Source organism: Rhodococcus sp. 1168, assembly GCF_002091955.1.
Taxonomy (GTDB): Bacteria; Actinomycetota; Actinomycetes; order Mycobacteriales; family Mycobacteriaceae; genus Rhodococcoides.
In genome coordinates, this window is the sequence record NZ_MKKY01000055.1 from 159842 (window position 1) to 175374 (window position 15533).

Annotated in this window: 16 protein-coding genes; 5 read left to right on the forward strand and 11 right to left on the reverse strand. The window is 61.3% G+C overall.

What is annotated here, in order from left to right; translation table 11 throughout:
* Positions 1 to 75: 75 nt before the first annotated feature.
* The gene (locus BJI47_RS24970) at positions 76 to 276 is read right to left on the reverse strand and encodes a CGNR zinc finger domain-containing protein (RefSeq protein ID WP_368655885.1); all 201 of its coding nucleotides are present in this window, start codon (positions 274 to 276) and stop codon (positions 76 to 78) included.
* Between the two features lie 48 nt (positions 277 to 324).
* Here BJI47_RS24970 and BJI47_RS10685 point away from each other — a divergent pair, with 48 nt between their 5' ends.
* On the forward strand, positions 325 to 1005 hold the full coding sequence (locus tag BJI47_RS10685) for a nucleoside/nucleotide kinase family protein (protein ID WP_254900511.1): 681 nt from the start codon (positions 325 to 327) through the stop codon (positions 1003 to 1005).
* 12 nt (positions 1006 to 1017) lie between these two features.
* On the opposite strand, the gene BJI47_RS10690 is transcribed toward BJI47_RS10685, so the two are convergent.
* The 6 genes from BJI47_RS10690 to BJI47_RS10715 form a co-directional block, all read right to left on the reverse strand.
* Complete coding sequence (locus tag BJI47_RS10690) at positions 1018 to 1374, reverse strand: VOC family protein (protein WP_088943703.1); 357 nt, start codon at positions 1372 to 1374, stop codon at positions 1018 to 1020.
* A 108-nt stretch (positions 1375 to 1482) separates the two neighbouring features.
* A complete protein-coding gene (locus BJI47_RS10695; RefSeq protein WP_088943704.1) occupies positions 1483 to 1980 on the reverse strand; it encodes an SRPBCC domain-containing protein in 498 nt (165 codons plus the stop codon).
* Positions 1981 to 2020: 40 nt separating this feature from the next.
* Positions 2021 to 3160, reverse strand: a complete 1140-nt coding sequence (locus BJI47_RS10700) for a serine hydrolase domain-containing protein (RefSeq protein WP_088943772.1) — start codon at positions 3158 to 3160, stop codon at positions 2021 to 2023.
* Complete coding sequence (locus tag BJI47_RS10705; RefSeq protein ID WP_088943705.1) at positions 3153 to 3779, reverse strand: TetR/AcrR family transcriptional regulator; 627 nt, start codon at positions 3777 to 3779, stop codon at positions 3153 to 3155. Before BJI47_RS10705 ends, BJI47_RS10700 begins: the two co-directional genes overlap by 8 nt.
* Complete coding sequence (locus BJI47_RS10710; RefSeq protein ID WP_088943706.1) at positions 3776 to 5341, reverse strand: class I adenylate-forming enzyme family protein; 1566 nt, start codon at positions 5339 to 5341, stop codon at positions 3776 to 3778. The genes BJI47_RS10705 and BJI47_RS10710 overlap by 4 nt, the downstream gene beginning before the upstream one ends.
* Positions 5342 to 5367: 26 nt before the next feature.
* A complete protein-coding gene (locus tag BJI47_RS10715; protein ID WP_088943707.1) occupies positions 5368 to 6027 on the reverse strand; it encodes a nitroreductase family protein in 660 nt (219 codons plus the stop codon).
* 181 nt (positions 6028 to 6208) lie between these two features.
* Here BJI47_RS10715 and BJI47_RS10720 point away from each other — a divergent pair, with 181 nt between their 5' ends.
* Complete coding sequence (locus tag BJI47_RS10720) at positions 6209 to 8116, forward strand: NAD(P)/FAD-dependent oxidoreductase (protein ID WP_088943708.1); 1908 nt, start codon at positions 6209 to 6211, stop codon at positions 8114 to 8116.
* Between the two features lie 32 nt (positions 8117 to 8148).
* A complete protein-coding gene (locus tag BJI47_RS10725; protein WP_176224796.1) occupies positions 8149 to 9117 on the forward strand; it encodes an isopenicillin N synthase family oxygenase in 969 nt (322 codons plus the stop codon).
* 14 nt (positions 9118 to 9131) lie between these two features.
* Here the strand turns inward: BJI47_RS10725 and BJI47_RS10730 are convergent, their stop codons facing one another.
* Complete coding sequence (locus BJI47_RS10730; RefSeq protein ID WP_176224797.1) at positions 9132 to 10682, reverse strand: FAD-dependent oxidoreductase; 1551 nt, start codon at positions 10680 to 10682, stop codon at positions 9132 to 9134.
* Between the two features lie 48 nt (positions 10683 to 10730).
* On the reverse strand, positions 10731 to 11747 hold the full coding sequence (locus BJI47_RS10735) for a diiron oxygenase (RefSeq protein ID WP_088943711.1): 1017 nt from the start codon (positions 11745 to 11747) through the stop codon (positions 10731 to 10733).
* Positions 11748 to 11918: 171 nt separating this feature from the next.
* Here BJI47_RS10735 and BJI47_RS10740 point away from each other — a divergent pair, with 171 nt between their 5' ends.
* Together BJI47_RS10740 and BJI47_RS10745 are read left to right on the forward strand one after the other, a co-directional pair.
* Positions 11919 to 12863 carry an ADP-ribosylglycohydrolase family protein gene (locus BJI47_RS10740; protein WP_088943712.1) on the forward strand — a complete coding sequence of 315 codons (945 nt, stop codon included), beginning with the start codon at positions 11919 to 11921 and terminating at the stop codon, positions 12861 to 12863.
* Positions 12860 to 13369, forward strand: coding sequence for an O-acetyl-ADP-ribose deacetylase (locus BJI47_RS10745; RefSeq protein WP_088943713.1), 510 nt, complete (start codon positions 12860 to 12862; stop codon positions 13367 to 13369). Before BJI47_RS10740 ends, BJI47_RS10745 begins: the two co-directional genes overlap by 4 nt.
* Before the next feature lie 14 nt (positions 13370 to 13383).
* On the opposite strand, the gene BJI47_RS10750 is transcribed toward BJI47_RS10745, so the two are convergent.
* Both BJI47_RS10750 and BJI47_RS10755 read right to left on the reverse strand, forming a co-directional pair.
* Positions 13384 to 14058 (reverse strand): NUDIX hydrolase, encoded by a 675-nt coding sequence (locus tag BJI47_RS10750; RefSeq protein WP_088943714.1) that lies wholly within the window; start codon positions 14056 to 14058, stop codon positions 13384 to 13386.
* 39 nt (positions 14059 to 14097) lie between these two features.
* The gene (locus tag BJI47_RS10755; RefSeq protein ID WP_088943773.1) at positions 14098 to 15384 is read right to left on the reverse strand and encodes a hypothetical protein; all 1287 of its coding nucleotides are present in this window, start codon (positions 15382 to 15384) and stop codon (positions 14098 to 14100) included.
* Positions 15385 to 15533 lie beyond the last annotated feature (149 nt).

Here is a 15533-nt window from a genome sequence, read left to right on the forward strand (position 1 = left end):
GGGGACGTCCTCTTCGGTCCCTCTACCTATACGTCGAACGGGTCGAGAATCGATCGACATCAGGGGAGAAGAAATCTACTTCGATAGGAAGCTCGGGCTCGAACGATCGCGAGAATCGCCTTGCCTGGCGCGATAGGCCGCGACCGCAGTCCTGTTTCCGCAGGAGGCAGAGCAAAACTTTCGGTTGACGATCTCCACGGCACGGTCGCGGTTGATGAGCAGTTTCAACGGAGAGCCGAAAGGTGGTGCCGGCGGTGCAGGGCATGATGGATGCACAAGCGGTATTACGCCGGTGGTGTGCGCGCCCGAGAGGAAAGTTCTGGAGTGAGTAAGCAACAACCGGTGTATCGCGCAGAGTCGTTCGATCGAATGCTCGAGTACATGGTCGAGCGAACTCGCGACTCGATCAGCTCCGGCGAACGAAAGATTCTGGGCATGACCGGTCCTCCCGGCTCAGGAAAGTCGACGGTCTGTAGGGCTCTCGGCGAGGTGCTCGGAGCGAGGGCCGCTATCGTCGAAATGGACGGATTTCACCTTGCGAACAGTGAGCTGACCAGGCTCTCCAGGCGCGACCGCAAAGGGGCGCCCGACACGTTCGATGTGGACGGGTACGTCGCATTGCTCGGGCGGCTACGCGAGCAGGACTCCGAGGTGGTCTATGCACCCCGATTCGATCGCGGATCGGAGGAATCGGTCGGATCAGCTGTGCCGATTGTGCGCAGCACTGCTTTGATCATCACCGAAGGTAACTACCTACTGTGCGCGGACGGGGGATGGCAGTGTGTTCGACCGGTACTCGACGAGGTCTGGTATCTCGACGTCGCGCAGAACATCCTTACCGAACGATTGATCAGTAGACAGCGTCGTTACGGAAAAGCGCTCGCCGATGCACGTGCATGGACCGCACGAGTGGATCTTCCCAACTCCAATATCGTTGCAGGGGAGCGTGATCGAGCCGATCTGGTCTTTGTAGTGCCCGAGGATTCGAATTTGTATCGCGGATAGCCCCGATGCGAGTCATGGGCCCCAGACTCCGAGTTCGTTGCCGCTGGGATCGGTGAAGTGGAAGCGTCGACCACCGGGAAATTCGTACGGGCCCTGCAGCAGGGCACCGCCGGCTGTACGTACGGACTCCAACGTTGCATCGAGGTCATCGGAATACAAGAGTACGAGTGGGCCGCCCCGCGGTGCAGGTTCGTCCACCAGCGCCAGGCCGCCCACTTCATTGCCGTCAGCACCGACAATCCCTGCGTATCCGGGGCGGTAGTTATTGAAATCCCAGCCGAATGCGGTGCGGTAGAACGCTTGGGCACCAGGCAGATCGGTCACGGAGAACTCGATGTAGTTCAGTCGGTGATGCGTGTTCTCGGTCATGCTGGAGATTCTCACATGGAGTGTGAGCAGGACGTACCACTTGCGCGCAGAGCAAGCGGATTCCCGCGCAATCCGGTCGCGAGTGGAACACCATGCCCGCCCGGCGTTCTACGAGATGAGCGGCTCCGCGAGGATTCCGTCGATTTGGCACATCGCTGTCACCAAGTCCTCATCCATCTTCATCTCAGCCATCGGTTGCATTTGATCTGCGTTATCGAAGGTCATCGTCGTAGTCATCCGCGTCCGACCGCCGAGATCGACCAGGTCGACGAGAGCATGTGCGGTGCCCATATCTTCGATGGGTTCCCAATTCGAGTCGGCAAACCCGTCGTCGAAGTGCAAGGTTCGCGGTGCGGCGATTGCTGTGATCGACCACCGCCCCCGAACTTTCTGCCCGAGAGAACCCAGCACGTAGTAGTGGGCAACTCCGCCTGGTTCGAATTCATGGGTCTCGAACGTCGCCGGCGAAGTACTCGAAGCCCACCACAGTTCGAGCTTGCGTGGGTCTGCCCAGATTTGCCAGACGCGTTCGAGTGTCGCGTCGAACTCGGCAACGATCGTGAAGGCGAGGTGCTTCTCATCCTTGTCGGTGCTGATGACGGTCATCGCGTCTCGTCCATTTCTTCTCGACTCGTCGAGTTCCTTCTCATGAGCTTGCGCCCAGCGCGCCGTACGTAGCCTGTAGATAGTGCTCGGCTCGATCGGATCCGATGATCCCCTCACCCATGCGATTCATCATGTAAGAGAACGTCATTCCGCTCTCGGGATGCATGACGACCAGTGACCCACCCCATCCGCCCCAGAAACATATCTTCTCGTCAGGAATGTAAGGAACTGTCTCCATCTGGGGCAGCGCGAAGCCGACCCCGAAACGAAGCGGCACACCCAATGCCAAATCGACCCCGCTACTCTGCTCGTCGAACGCAAGCTCCACAGCGTCGCGTCCGAGCAGCCGTACACCGTCGACCGTTCCGCCGAGTGAGAGCGCGGACAAAATCGTTGCGGTGGAGCGAGCATTTCCGTGACCGTTGAGCGCACCCAGTTCGGCGCGGCGCCACGGCGCGGTGTTGGCGGACTCGGCGTTGATCAGCGGGCCCAGGAAGGTTCGGCGTCGCACCTTCGACGGGTCGGGAATCTTCGACGAAGTGCTTTCAGGTGGCGGCACGACGGCGGCGATGCGTTTCCAGTCCTGCTCGTGAGCACCGATCTGGAAGTCGGCGCCGAGTGGGCGCGCGATATCTTCGGCGACGAACTGCGTCAACGTCTTACCAGCTGTTCGGCGTACGAGTTCGCCGACGAGATGTCCTTGCGTCGCGGCGTGGTACCCGGACGTGGTGCGCGAATCCCACCACGGCGCTTGCGCAGCCAATTGAGTAGTGGCCGACTCCCAGTCGTACATGTTCTCGGTGGTGAACGGGGCGTCCCAGCCTGAGACGCCGGATGTGTGCGACAGCAGGTGCCGCACCTCGATGTCGTGTTTGCCGTTGGCCTCGAACTCGGGCCAATACTTCGCAACCGGCGCATAGGGGTCCAGGAGTCCGCGATCCATCAGCATCAATGCGGCGAGGTTGGTGACCGTCTTGGTCGTCGACCAGACATTGGTGATCGTGTCTCGAACCCACGGACGAGTGCGAGCGGAATCGCAGTGGCCACCCCAGATGTCGACGACGCGGTGACCGTCGATATCGACGACGACCGAGGCACCGATTTCCGCACCCGAGTCGATGCCGTCCGCCAACGCATCGCGAACCAGACCGAAGCCCGGGTCCCAGTCGCCGTCAATCATTGCCCGGCGCACCGAGAAGTCGGTGCACCGCGAGATCGACATAGGTGTCTGCGACATCTTCGATGCTCAGATCCCCTCCGTCATTGAACCAGTTGCTGATTCCGTTCAGCATGTCCGTCACCGCGAAGGCAGCTACGCGGGCATCGGACACCGTGAACTCCCCGGTGTGCATACCGGCGGCAATGACCTCGTGCACGCGTCGTTGGTAGCGACGCCGATAGTCCTCGATCGTCGCTCGGTGTTCCACCGTCAGCGAAGCCAGCTCGTGGAGTCCGACGATGTATTCGACGCGTCGGAGGTTGAGATGTACCAGATGTGCCCGCACCATCGAGGCCAATCGTTCGGTGGGCGTGCCCGGTGCGTCGAGCAGGGGGAGATTCTCTTCGCAGGGCTCCTGGGTGACGGTAAGGCAGACCGCGAAGAGGATGTCTTCCTTGGACTCGAAGTGGTGGTACAAGCTTGCTCCGCGGATCCCGACTGCGTCGGCGATGTCACGCATGCCGACGTTGGCGTACCCGTCGCGCGCAAAGATCTCAGCCGCTTTCGACGCGATGTCCTCGCGGCGACGCTGCGTTCGGATTTGGCGTGGAACGACGGCTTCTCGATCGGCTGCGGTCATACCGGCTCCTCCGCTGTGGTGGCCATGGTCCGGAGGTTCCTCTTGAGGATCTTGCCCTGCGCATCGACTGGTAATGCTTCGACGATGTGCACGGATTTCGGAGCCTTGTAGGTCGCCAGTTCGATCCGGCAGTGCTCGATAATGGCTTGCGGATCGGGGGTGCACCCCTTGCGCGCGATAACGAATGCAGTCACTGCCTCTGACCAATAGGGATCGGGCACTCCGACGACGGCTGCCCGCAGCACCTCCGGGTGTGCGTGAATGGCCCGTTCGACCTCTTGCGAAGATACATTCATTCCCCCGGTCTTGATCATGTCCTTCATGCGATCGTAGAAGAACAGATTTCCATCAGCGTCGACGCGCACCATATCGCCGGTGTGTACCCAGCCGCCGCGAAAGACTTCGGCGGTTCGTTCCTCGTCCTTGAAGTAACCGAGCATCACCGATGGAGTGCGACATACCAATTCGCCGATCTCAGCGTTGTTGCCCTCGGCGTCGACGACCTTGATCTCCAGGTGCGTGACCGGCTTACCGATCCACGACGCGTCCCCACCGGGAATGTCGTCGAGAGTGGAAAACCAGCCGACCGAACCCAGTTGAGAAAGTTCGGACTGCCCCCAATACGTACCCCAGATCGCCCCCGGTGCCGCACTCGCCCACGACTCGATGGTGTGCGGTGAGACCTGTCCACCATAGGTGAGGCAGCGCCGGACCTGCCCGACGGCGGTGCTGCCGAAAGTGGAGTCGCGAGCGAGGGCCATGTAGAACGTCGGAGTTTGGGCGATGACCGAGATCTTCTCGTCGGCGATGATCTGCAGCGAGAGCGCCGGGTCGACGGTTGCCGGCAAAACGAGCGTGGCACCCATGAGCGTCAGCGTTGTCATCGATCCGAGGCCTGCGATGGTGTGGAACGGCATGACGAACAGCCAGGTGTCCTCGGGTCCGGTCCGCAGACCCCAACTCCACGCGGGCGCCGTGGAGATGAGGAAGTTGCGATGCGGAATCATCACACCTTTCGGTGCGGCCTCGGTGCCGGAGGTGTAGATGACCATGGCGACGTCGTTCTCGTCCATGTCGACTTCGGGGTCGGACGACGGCGTCTGCGCCGTCAACTCCTCGTAGTGCGCGCCGAACGTGATGAGCGTCGTCGACTCCGGTTTGACGTCGGCGACCGTGTCGGCGAACTCGACATCGGCTACCACCACCGTTGGCTCTGCGTGTTCGAGCTGGTGCCGCACTTCTGCTGATCGATACATGACGTTGATGCCGGTGAATGCGGCACCGATCTTGAGTGTGCCGTAGTAGGCGATGACCACGTCGACACTGTTGCGTGCCATGGACGCGACTCGGTCACCGTGTCGTACCCCGAGATCGAGGAGCACATTGGCGAATCGATTCGCGTGTGCGTCGAGCTCTCCGTATGTGGTGACCAGGCGCGTGCCGTCGGATCGGTAGCTGATGAACGCGGTCTTGTTCGGCTGCGTTCGCGCATGTCGACGAAGTTGGTCGCCGATGGTGGCGCGGCCGATCAACGAACGGTGATGCTGGGCTGTGCCGGTCACTGTGTCTCCTGGAATGTTCGGTCGGCTCAGAGCGCGGGGGACATGGCAACGCCGAACATCGGCTGAGTGAACGTTTCGAGGGCGACGATCTGCTCGACGGGATCGCGGGTGAGCTTCTTGGGAAACGGCCGCTCAGGGTATCCGACGGCGATGTGAGCGGCGGTGATGTAGCCCTCGGGGATTTCGAGTAGTTCGCGTACCTTGGGTTCTTCTGCGCACAACAGCGTGGTCACCGCGGTGGCCACGCCTTGATCTCGCAGTGTCAGGCACAGGTTCTGCACAGTCGGGTAGATCGAAGCGCCGCCGACGACGGAGAGTCTGCCGAGTTCGTGATCGGTGGGGTGCAGTCCGTCCACTGCCGCGCACACGACGACGATTGCGGGTACTTCGGCCAGGTGGCGGGCGAAGAAGTCGGCGTCCTGCACTGTTTTCGGGAGGGCACCGACGGCGACCGTTCCACCGGTGATTCCGGAGAAGTAGGCTTCCCACATCGGCAGATACAGGTCGGCGAGGGCCTGCTTGCGAGCCTGCTCGCGGACGACGATCCATCGCACAGGCTGACGGTTGCCACCCTGGGGTCCGAAGCGGGCGACGTCGAAGGCCTTTCTGAACACCTCGTCGGGGACCGGATCGCTGAGATACCTCCGACAGGTTCCGGTCGTGCGCATAGCCTCGGTGAGCTCCATATCGAATCCCCTTCGCCTGTCCGCTGTTAGGTAAGGCCTGAAGCATTGTGTGGTGTATGCCACATTGTCAAGTGCTGACTTTACTCCTGGTGCGGATTTGGAGATGTGCTTGCGGATATTCGCCTAACTGTGGTTAGTTTTTAAGAAGTCCGCTCTCCTCGGGCGCTGAAAGAGGGTTTTCATGTCTGCATCTGCGAATTCTGCCGACCTCGACCGACTGGCTCGGGCGCTCGACTCGGCAAACATGCCGAGCCTGGTCGCAGTGCTCTACCAACTCACCGGTGACCACGTCTGGCTGGAGGACCCCTACCTGCCGACCCGCAGCCGTGGCATGGACGACAACGATGCCGGTGGGTTTGCACCCGAAGTCGCGCAGAGGATCAGGGCTGCCGCGCTCGACGCCATCTTCGAGTGGACGAACGGTACGCCGCCCGCACTTCCATCGCCGTCCAACGATCAACTGGTAGAGATGATCAGCGCCGCGGTAGGTGAGTCGGTGCCACCGGAATTCGCGTCGATGATCGCCGAGGACATGGGATTTGTTGCTGCCGACGAACAGGTGGTCACGGCAAGTAGCCTGTCGGTCATAGTCATCGGGGCAGGCGTTTCCGGGATGCTCGCGGCCATCAAGCTACGTGAAGCCGGAATCGATCATGTTGTGCTGGAGAAGAATTCCGATGTGGGTGGCGGCTGGTACGAGAACACTTATCCAGGGGCGGGTGTCGACACACCTAGCCACCTCTATTCCTACTCTTTTGCTCCACGGTCGTGGAGCACACACTTCGGCAAGCGTGACGAGGTCTGGCAGTACCTCAGTGATGTAGCTGCCGACCACGATCTTCGAGACCGAATCCGATTCGATACCGAGGTCTCCACATCCGTGTACGACTCGGCGCGGCAACGATGGACCGTCACCACGACGAGCGGCGAAGTCCTGACCGCAGATGTGGTCATCACCGCCACCGGCCAACTCAACAAAGCGAAGGTCCCTCCGATCCCGGGGCTCGACGCGTTCCGTGGACCGATCTTCCACACCGCAGAGTGGCCCGAGGGGCTCGATCTGACCGGCAAACGCGTGGCCATCATCGGTACCGGCGCCAGCGCCATGCAGGTACTTCCCGCAATCGCCTCGACGGTCGGTCACGCGACAGTGTTCCAGCGCTCGCCGCAGTGGGTCGCGTCCAGTGACGTCTATTTCGCCCCCATCGTCGACGACGTCAGCTACCTGATGGAGACCGTTCCGCTGTATCGGCTCTGGTACCGAGCGCGGCTCGCATGGAACTTCAACGACCGCGTCCACCCGTCGCTGCAGGTCGATCCGGAGTGGGAGAACCCCGCACAGTCGGTCAACGCGATCAACGACGCGCACCGCCGAGTATTCACCCGATACCTGGAAAACGCGCTCGAAGGCCGGCCGGATCTGATCGAGAAGTCGCTGCCGGACTATCCGCCGTTCGGTAAGCGCATGTTGCTGGACAACGGGTGGTTCACTGCCCTTCGCCGTGACAACGTCACCCTCGTGGCCGAAGGAGTCGCCTCGATCGGTCCAGACACCGTGCGGGGACAGCACGGGACCGAGGTCGAGGTCGATGTCGTGATCCTGGCCACCGGCTTCGAGACGCACAAGTTGTTGACGCCGATCGACGTGCGAGGTCGCTCCGGTAGATCGATCAGCGACGGGTGGGGTTCCGAGGACGCCCATGCGCACCTCGGCATCACCGTGCCGGACTTCCCCAATCTCTTCCTGACCTGCGGGCCCGGTACCGTCCTCGGGCACGGCGGTAGCTACATCACCATCGCGGAATGTCAGGTCCGCTACATCGTGGATGTCCTGAAATACATGTCGGACAACCGAATCGGTTCTGTCGAGTGCAAGCCCGAAGTCGAAGAAGACTACGTGCGACGCCATGACGAGGCGCACTCGCGCATGATCTGGACGCACCCGGGCATGGACAACTGGTACCGAAACGACGCTGGACGGGTGGTATCGACATTGCCCTGGCGGATCGTCGACTACTGGGAGATGACCCACAGTGCCGACATGGGTGACTTTCTCGTCGAAGAGGCGCGGCAGGCATCGAGCGCCTGACAGAGCGGGCCGATGCGTCGATAATGGGATGCATGCTTCCCGTTCTCGATCTGTCACTCGTCGATACCGATCCGGACGGCTTCCGGGCCGCCTTGCTGGATGCTGCACACCGATTCGGCTTCTTCTACCTGGTGGGCCACGGTGTGCCTACCGCTCGCAGCGAGGAAGTCCTTCGGCTCGCTCGCTCGTTCTTCGCCCTCGCACCGGAGGAGAAAGACGAGATCTCACAACTGAAGAGCCCACATTTTCGCGGTTACTCACGCCTCGGGGGCGAGCTGACCAACGGAGAAGTCGACTGGCGTGAGCAGATAGACATCGGCCCCGAACGGCCCGTCATCGACGGCGCCGTGGGCTACTGGAATCTCCAGGGACCGAACCTTTGGCCCTCTGCACTCCCAGCCCTCGAGCCCGCGTTCGAATCCTGGGAAGCGACCATGTCCCAGCTCGGGTTGCGGGTCCTGCGGCATTGGGCGGTGGCACTCGGCGCTTCCGAGGACGTGTTCGACGACGCGTTCGCAGACAGTCCAGCGTCGTTGATCAAGATCGTCCGGTACCCCGGAAGCTCCGACAATCCACAGGGCGTCGGCGCGCACAAGGATTCCGGCGTTCTTACTCTCCTCCTCGTCGAACCGGACTCGGTGGGATTGCAGGTCGAAATCGAGGTGGGCGAGTGGATCGACGTACCTCCCGTCGACGACGCATTCATCGTCAACATCGGCGAGCTTCTCGAAGTCGCGACGCAAGGCTATCTGCGTGCGACGCGACATCGAGTGCAGGCACCCGAAGCGGGCGCTGACCGCGTTTCGATCCCGTTCTTTCTCAGCCCCGCACTGGACGCCGTCATTCCGATCGTGACCTTGCCCGAAGAGATGGCGGCGAATTCCAAAGGGGTCGAAGCAGATCCGAACAATCCGATCTTCGACACCTATGGTGCCAATGCGTGGAAGTCGCGTACGCGAGCGCACCCCGACGTCGCCGAACTGCATCACGGGATTACCTGAGCTTGGTCGGATCGTCAGAGGCGGCGCAGCCACCTGCGCCGTTTCAGGGGCGCAGGAAAGTCGATGTCGGCGAGCTTCCCGCTGTTGAAGTCGGCGACCAGGTTAGACACGGTTCCCTGTGCGCAGGACTTGTTGGTACCGATGAATCCTGACGGCCCGCGTTTGATCCAGCCGGTGACATAGGTTCCGGGAAACCTTGCACCGCCCGCCGTTTCGAGGACGCGGCCATCGTCGTTGGGAATGATTCCCGCCTGTTCGTCGAACGGCACACCTTCGATCGCCACGCCGCGGTAGCCGATCGACGTCAACACCAGGCCGGTATCGACGGTCTCGACTTCACCCGTCGCTACGCTCCGAACCCTGCCGCCGATGCCGGCGTCGAGCGTCATTCGATCGAACTCGACGCCGGCAACTGCCGCATCACCGAGAATTCGCCTAGGGGAGAGGAGATAGCGCAGCACGATTCGCTTACCGTCTCTTCCCTCCGAGTCTTCGAGTCTGTGCAGCAGGCGCAATTTCTGAACGACTGCATGCGGGAGCTCGTCGGTTTCGGTCAGTGCTACCGTGGCTGCGTCGAGCACAATCTCGTCGCGACGAATCGAAACGTCCACCCCCGGGGTGCCGAGTAGGCCGGCGAACTCCGGAACTGTGAAAGCCGACTGTGCGACGCCCCGCCGGCCGACCACCAGTACCTCTTCGATGTTGGACTCTCGCAATGCTTTCAGCGCGTGTTGGGGCACGTTCGTGCCGACGAGCCGTTCGGGATCGATCGTCAGGATTCGGGCTACGTCGAGGGCAACGTTGCCATTGCCGATGACGATCGCCCGTTTGTGGGACAGGTCGTAGTGGCGATCGGCATGATCGGGGTGACCGTTGTACCAGGCGACGAAGTCGGTGGCCGACCCACGACCGGCAAGCTTGGCACCGGGAATCGTCAACTCCCGATCCGAAGATGCACCGACTGCGTAGATCACGGCATGATGCTGATCCAATAGCTGATGGTGCGTAATATCCGCTCCCACCTCGACACCGAGATGGAACCGGAATCCAGGCTGCGCAGCGATGGTGTCGAACAGTCGAGAAACCTGACGGGTCTTTTCGTGGTCCGGCGCTACGCCCAACCGTGCCAGGCCGTGCGGGCGGGTAAGTCGGTCATAGACGTCGACCTTCACTCCAGGTTGGGTGAGGAGTTCGTCCGCTGCGTACATCGCCGAAGGTCCCGACCCGACGATAGCCACGCGAAGCGGCTGACGTTCCCTGGTGACCGTCGGAGCCGGTGAGACCGGCGCAAGCAACGGACGCGCAGGCCGATCCTGCTTGTAGAAATCGGCGTTGATCTGCAGGAACGGCAACTGCGCGTCGGTGAGTTTGGCTTTCGGCACGATTGCATCCACCGGACACGCCGAGATACACGCGCCACAGTCGACGCACGACGACGGATCGATATGCAGCATCTCGGCCGTCAGGAAGTCAGGCTCATCCGGCGTCGGGTGAATGCAGTTGACCGGGCACGCGTAGACGCATGACGCATCACTACAGCACGACTGAGTAACGATGTGGGGCATGGACTTCCTGACTGGCGACCCGGCAGTGGAGAGAAGTGAACTCGAGGCTCAAGCTGCGAAGTGGCCAGAGCTGCGATCGGGTTCGCTGCGGTAGCGCGACGCTCTGCCGTCGATTCCGCACGCCTTCCACAGTAGTTTTGCCGAGCGATTCATCATGCCGGTGTCAGTGGCCAGCATGCGAACGTCGCCGAAATAGTCCTGCAACCTGTGCTGGGATTGTTCGGTGCCCCAGAACAAGTCGTCCTTGACGTACTTCGGGATGTCGAACTTCTGCCAGAACTTCTTCGGTGGAATGGCGATGACATCGCATAGGATTCGCATGGTGATGGGGAATGCCAACGACAACAAGAAGCGTCCGAGCCTGGACATCTGCGGCACCCGGCGGCGCAACAGCTGGTGCGCGAACGAAATGTGACGCGCTTCTTCCGCGACGTGAATGACCATGACGCTCTGCATGATCGGATGAATGTTTTCACCCGATCGTAGAAACGCCTTTTGGATGTGGTCGATCGGCTCCTCGCCGGCGAGGACCCCGACGAAGAACAGCTCGGGCAGCAGCGTCGAGAACAATGGAATGATCGGGGAGATCAACTTCATCGGACGGTTCATACCTGGCACGTCTGCATCGATGCGGTTGACCATCTCTTGGAACATGAGGGTGTGATTGCACTCCTCGATCGACTCGTGGGTGCAGTAGCGAGCCTCAGGAGAGCCGTTCGGCAGTGAGAATACGTACTGCATCATCCCGCGAATGAGAATGTTCTCGAACTGCAATCCGACTTTGGCGATGTTGGCTTGGCGCCACATGCCGATAGCGATTTGTCGGTCTTCCGGCAGGGCTTGGTACCAGGCGTGGCCGCCGATCGCGTCGGTTGTGGCCGGAAGTATCCATCGGCGGTCGTTTTTGGTAACTTCGAACTCGCGAGAATCCCAGTCGATGTCCACGTACGGATCGAAATGCTTGTCCACTGATCCTTCGGACAGCAGTCGGAGCGCCTCGTTGTACTTTTCGGTCTCCGCGTCGGTGTCGGCCGATCGCGTGCGCGGTGCTGACGAAAGTGTCATCGCTGCTCCTTGGTTCGTTCGGAAGGTGAGAGTTAATGTAACTCGCCGTATCAGTAAATGGAAGCGCCCTCGTTGACTTGCTGTCACTGCTGCCGGGCTCATTGCTTCGATTTTACGTTTAGCGCATTTATGCGCTAATGTAAGCGCAGAATCGAGCTAAGGGAGTTGCACGTGAAAGTTACGCCGCTACAAGCCGATCGCGCCGCAGGCGTGCTACTGGGCACTGCCGCAGGAGATGCGCTCGGCGCTGGGTACGAATTCACTCACCCAGAACCGGGCACCACCGTCGACATGGTCGGTGGCGGAACATTCGATTGGGCCCCGGGGGAATGGACCGACGACACGTCGATGGCCGCTGCCATCGCTCTGGCGTCACGAAAGGGCGCAGACGTCGGCACCGGCGACGGCCTCGACGCCGTCGCCGCGAACTTCCTCGCCTGGTACGACACGAAACCAGCAGATATCGGCAACCAAACGCGGGCGGTGCTGCGACACCGTAGTGCAAGCGCCTCCGAGACGACCAGGTGTGCAGGTGCACTCACCGGCAGGACAGGTGGAAACGGCTCGTTGATGCGCACAGCCCCAGTCGCACTCCGCTACCTCGACAGTGCAACGAAGTGTGTCGAGGCCGCCGCCGCAATCAGCGCTCTGACACACTTCGACCCTCGCGCCACCCAAGCGTGTCAGATGTGGTCGTTCGCGATCCGCCATGCCGTGCTCGAAGGAAACTTCGACGGCATTCGGCTATGGGTCGACTCTGCGGAATCGGCAGCATTTTGGGGGCCGCTGCTCGACGAGGCGGAGCATGGTGAACCGTCGGACTTTCCCAACAACGGCTGGGTCGTCCACGCGCTGCAGACTGCATGGTGGGCGATTGTGAGAGCAGACCAGGGCGGACCACAGCACCTTGTCCAAGCCCTCGAATTGTGCGTTCTTGCCGGTGGCGACACCGACACGACTGCAGCAATTGCGGGCGGACTGCTAGGTGCCAAATGGGGCGCGTCGGCTGTGCCGACGCGTTGGCGGGCGATGCTCCATGGATATCCCCAACTCACAGCTGACGATCTCGTCGCGATTGCCGACGAGATCGTGGCTAATTCAGGAGGCACGCCATGACGATCATCGATGTCATCGAAGGCGATATCACCAGAGTGCGCGTAGACGCCATCGTCAATGCGGCGAACTCGGCGCTGCTCGGTGGGGGAGGCGTGGACGGCGCCATCCACCGAGCAGGTGGGCCGGACGTGCTTGCTGCGTGCAAGGTTCTGCGGAATACGTCCCTACCCAACGGTCTTGCAGCCGGTGGGGCAGTAGCCACGACGGCAGGTCTCTTGCCGGCCAAGTGGGTAATTCACGCGGTGGGTCCGCGCTATTCGGCACACGAGGATCGCTCCGGCATCTTGCGGGCTGCGTACATACGCAGTCTCGCAGTCGCTGATTCGCTCGGTGCACGAACTGTGGCCTTTCCGTTGATCTCCGGGGGATCGTACGGTTGGCCGCTGGAAGATGCGATAGCGCAACAGCTTGCAGCGATCGTCGGTGCATACACTCGAGTCGAGGTGGTGTCGGTGGTGGCCTTTTCCGCACGGGGAGCAAAGCTGACAACCCGGTTGCTGAGCTGACCCCACGCCGGGCCTCAGCTTCTGAAGAGGGCCGCAGCGGACTCGGGCAGCCGAGCGTCAGGGTTTCTGCGATACAGCTCGGCAGGCCTGCCGACGCCCGTGGTCGACGAATCGCCGGTGCCGATCAGCGCACCCGCGACATGCCGCCTGAAGGTGTCTTTGGGAAGCTCCTTGTCGTAGACGACCTCGTAGAGTCTCCTGAGCTCGAGCAAGGTGAAGGTGGACCCGAGTAGGTGGGCCGGGTCCACCTTCGAACCGTATCGCTCGCGCAGATCTACCAACGACAGCGCCGCCATAGCGTTGTGATCGAATGCGAGTTCAGAGGTCGGCGATCCATTGCTAATTTCGACGAGATCGACTGCGGTGCCTAGTTTTTCATAGGCCACTGCTGCGCCGTGCGCCATGGACAACACCCATCCACGATCGTCTCGGTCCGGCTCGTCGAACATCCCGATCTGATGAAACGACAGGCCGCTGAGGCTTGCCTTGGAGCGAAGGGCGCGTTCGGCGGCGTCTGCCAGTCGCTCACCCGGATGTAGGAAGGTTCCGGGTAGCGCACGACCCCGAGGTGACGGTACAGCGACGACGCACAGCGTGTTCTCTCGTACCGTCAGCACTGCGACATCGACGGCAACCGACGGCCGCGGATAATCCGTCAGTGGGGTGTCGGGATGATCCTGAGTAGCCACCCTTCCAGGTTAGCGCACTGTTGAGTTATCTTTGCTGGGCTACTGCATATCGAACAGTCCAGGTTCTTCGAGCGAATCGAAGAGGCTAATCTGCTCAGGTCGGGGAGTGAGCTGTCGCGTAGGCCGATGCGTTCGACGCATACTCTCGGCAACATAGGTCCAGCTCAGCGCGAACGAGTCGCATAGGACGGCTGCACGTACGCGTCGGTCGTCTCCGAGTCGATGTGCGTGATCGCGGAAGCGCTGGGCCATCCACTGTGCGCGCTGAACCAGCTCCCCGACATCCTGGCGTCGGCACAGGGTGTCTACTGTGACGGAATCTACTGGACCACCGGTCAATTCGCAGGCTGCGCGGAGCGTGCCGAGTGTTCCTCCGTCGTCAGACCACGACACCGGTGGATGCGGATCTTCGTGGCGATGAGTCGGATCGAAGACCGTCCCACCGACACGAAGAGCGAACGGTGTGTCGATACCTTCGAGGAAATGCCCGAATCGATAGAGCTGCACAGTCAATTGGCGGGGGATGAAGGTCCGCGTATCGATCGAAATACCCGCGAACAGTTGATCACCGGCCACGACGAAGGTGATGTTCTTCCATCTGCTGGTGAGCGAGGACATCATCCGCGACAGCGTCGCAGATTGTGACACTCCGGTCACCAGCGGTGCATGTACGCGGACCGACGTCGCGTCGTGATCGAAGCAAACGTGCACGGGGAGTGCGAACCCGTCTATCCGAATGTCTCCATTCGACTCTCGCGCAAGATCGAAGTGAATTTCGACAGTCTGGACGATGAGGGCACGTAGATGATCGAGGTCGAGGGGGATCACTGCCGTGGCATCGACTGTGCGGCAATCGACGGCAGTTCGGAACTGTCGACCACTTTCGCCTTCTGTTGCAGCCGACAGAAACGCCGGATGCGCGACATTCCAGACCTCACGGAACGCACGGACGATCGAACGCGACAGCTCATCGGCATTGTCGCGATGGCTGTTCATCGAGCGGCTGACGAGCTGGCCGACGTCGGTATGCGTCGCCGGCGTGACCCACCCCAGAGCCATCAGTGCAGCGTCGTCACCGGCAGGCGGTTCCACACCCTCGTAGAGATAGCTGGCGAGAACGGCAGTGCAGGCGATGGTGCCGTCGTGTTCGGCCTGGACTGCGATCCACGGGCTGTCCCCGTCACCGCGATCGAGTCCGGATTCCGCAGTGAGCGTAAGGGTTCCACGGCTCGGCATGTCCGACACGAACGACATCAATTCTTCGGCATACAACGACCACGCTTCGTCGATGGAGTCTTGAAGGTCGATCTTGCGATTGTCCGTCACGATGACGCCTTCCCTCTCGTCAGGCGGCCGAATCCGGCTGACGAGAAGGACAGTATCGATGGGGTACGACAAGAATGGCGGTTCCGGACCGCCCCCGTGTCGACAAACGTTTGGTGATCGACACTTTATGTACGGAAAGCCCAGCTGCG

Bases quoted from the DNA above. Each gene is read 5' to 3' on its own strand.
- BJI47_RS10690 (WP_088943703.1), bottom strand. From the start codon at position 1,374: ATGACCGAGAACACGCATCACCGACTGAACTACATCGAGTTCTCCGTG.
- BJI47_RS10695 (WP_088943704.1), bottom strand. From the start codon at position 1,980: ATGACCGTCATCAGCACCGACAAGGATGAGAAGCACCTCGCCTTCACG.
- BJI47_RS10700 (WP_088943772.1), bottom strand. From the start codon at position 3,160: ATGATTGACGGCGACTGGGACCCGGGCTTCGGTCTGGTTCGCGATGCG.
- BJI47_RS10705 (WP_088943705.1), bottom strand. From the start codon at position 3,779: ATGACCGCAGCCGATCGAGAAGCCGTCGTTCCACGCCAAATCCGAACG.
- BJI47_RS10715 (WP_088943707.1), bottom strand. From the start codon at position 6,027: ATGGAGCTCACCGAGGCTATGCGCACGACCGGAACCTGTCGGAGGTAT.
- BJI47_RS10720 (WP_088943708.1), top strand. From the start codon at position 6,209: ATGTCTGCATCTGCGAATTCTGCCGACCTCGACCGACTGGCTCGGGCG.
- BJI47_RS10725 (WP_176224796.1), top strand. From the start codon at position 8,149: ATGCTTCCCGTTCTCGATCTGTCACTCGTCGATACCGATCCGGACGGC.
- BJI47_RS10730 (WP_176224797.1), bottom strand. From the start codon at position 10,682: ATGCCCCACATCGTTACTCAGTCGTGCTGTAGTGATGCGTCATGCGTC.
- BJI47_RS10735 (WP_088943711.1), bottom strand. From the start codon at position 11,747: ATGACACTTTCGTCAGCACCGCGCACGCGATCGGCCGACACCGACGCG.
- BJI47_RS10745 (WP_088943713.1), top strand. From the start codon at position 12,860: ATGACGATCATCGATGTCATCGAAGGCGATATCACCAGAGTGCGCGTA.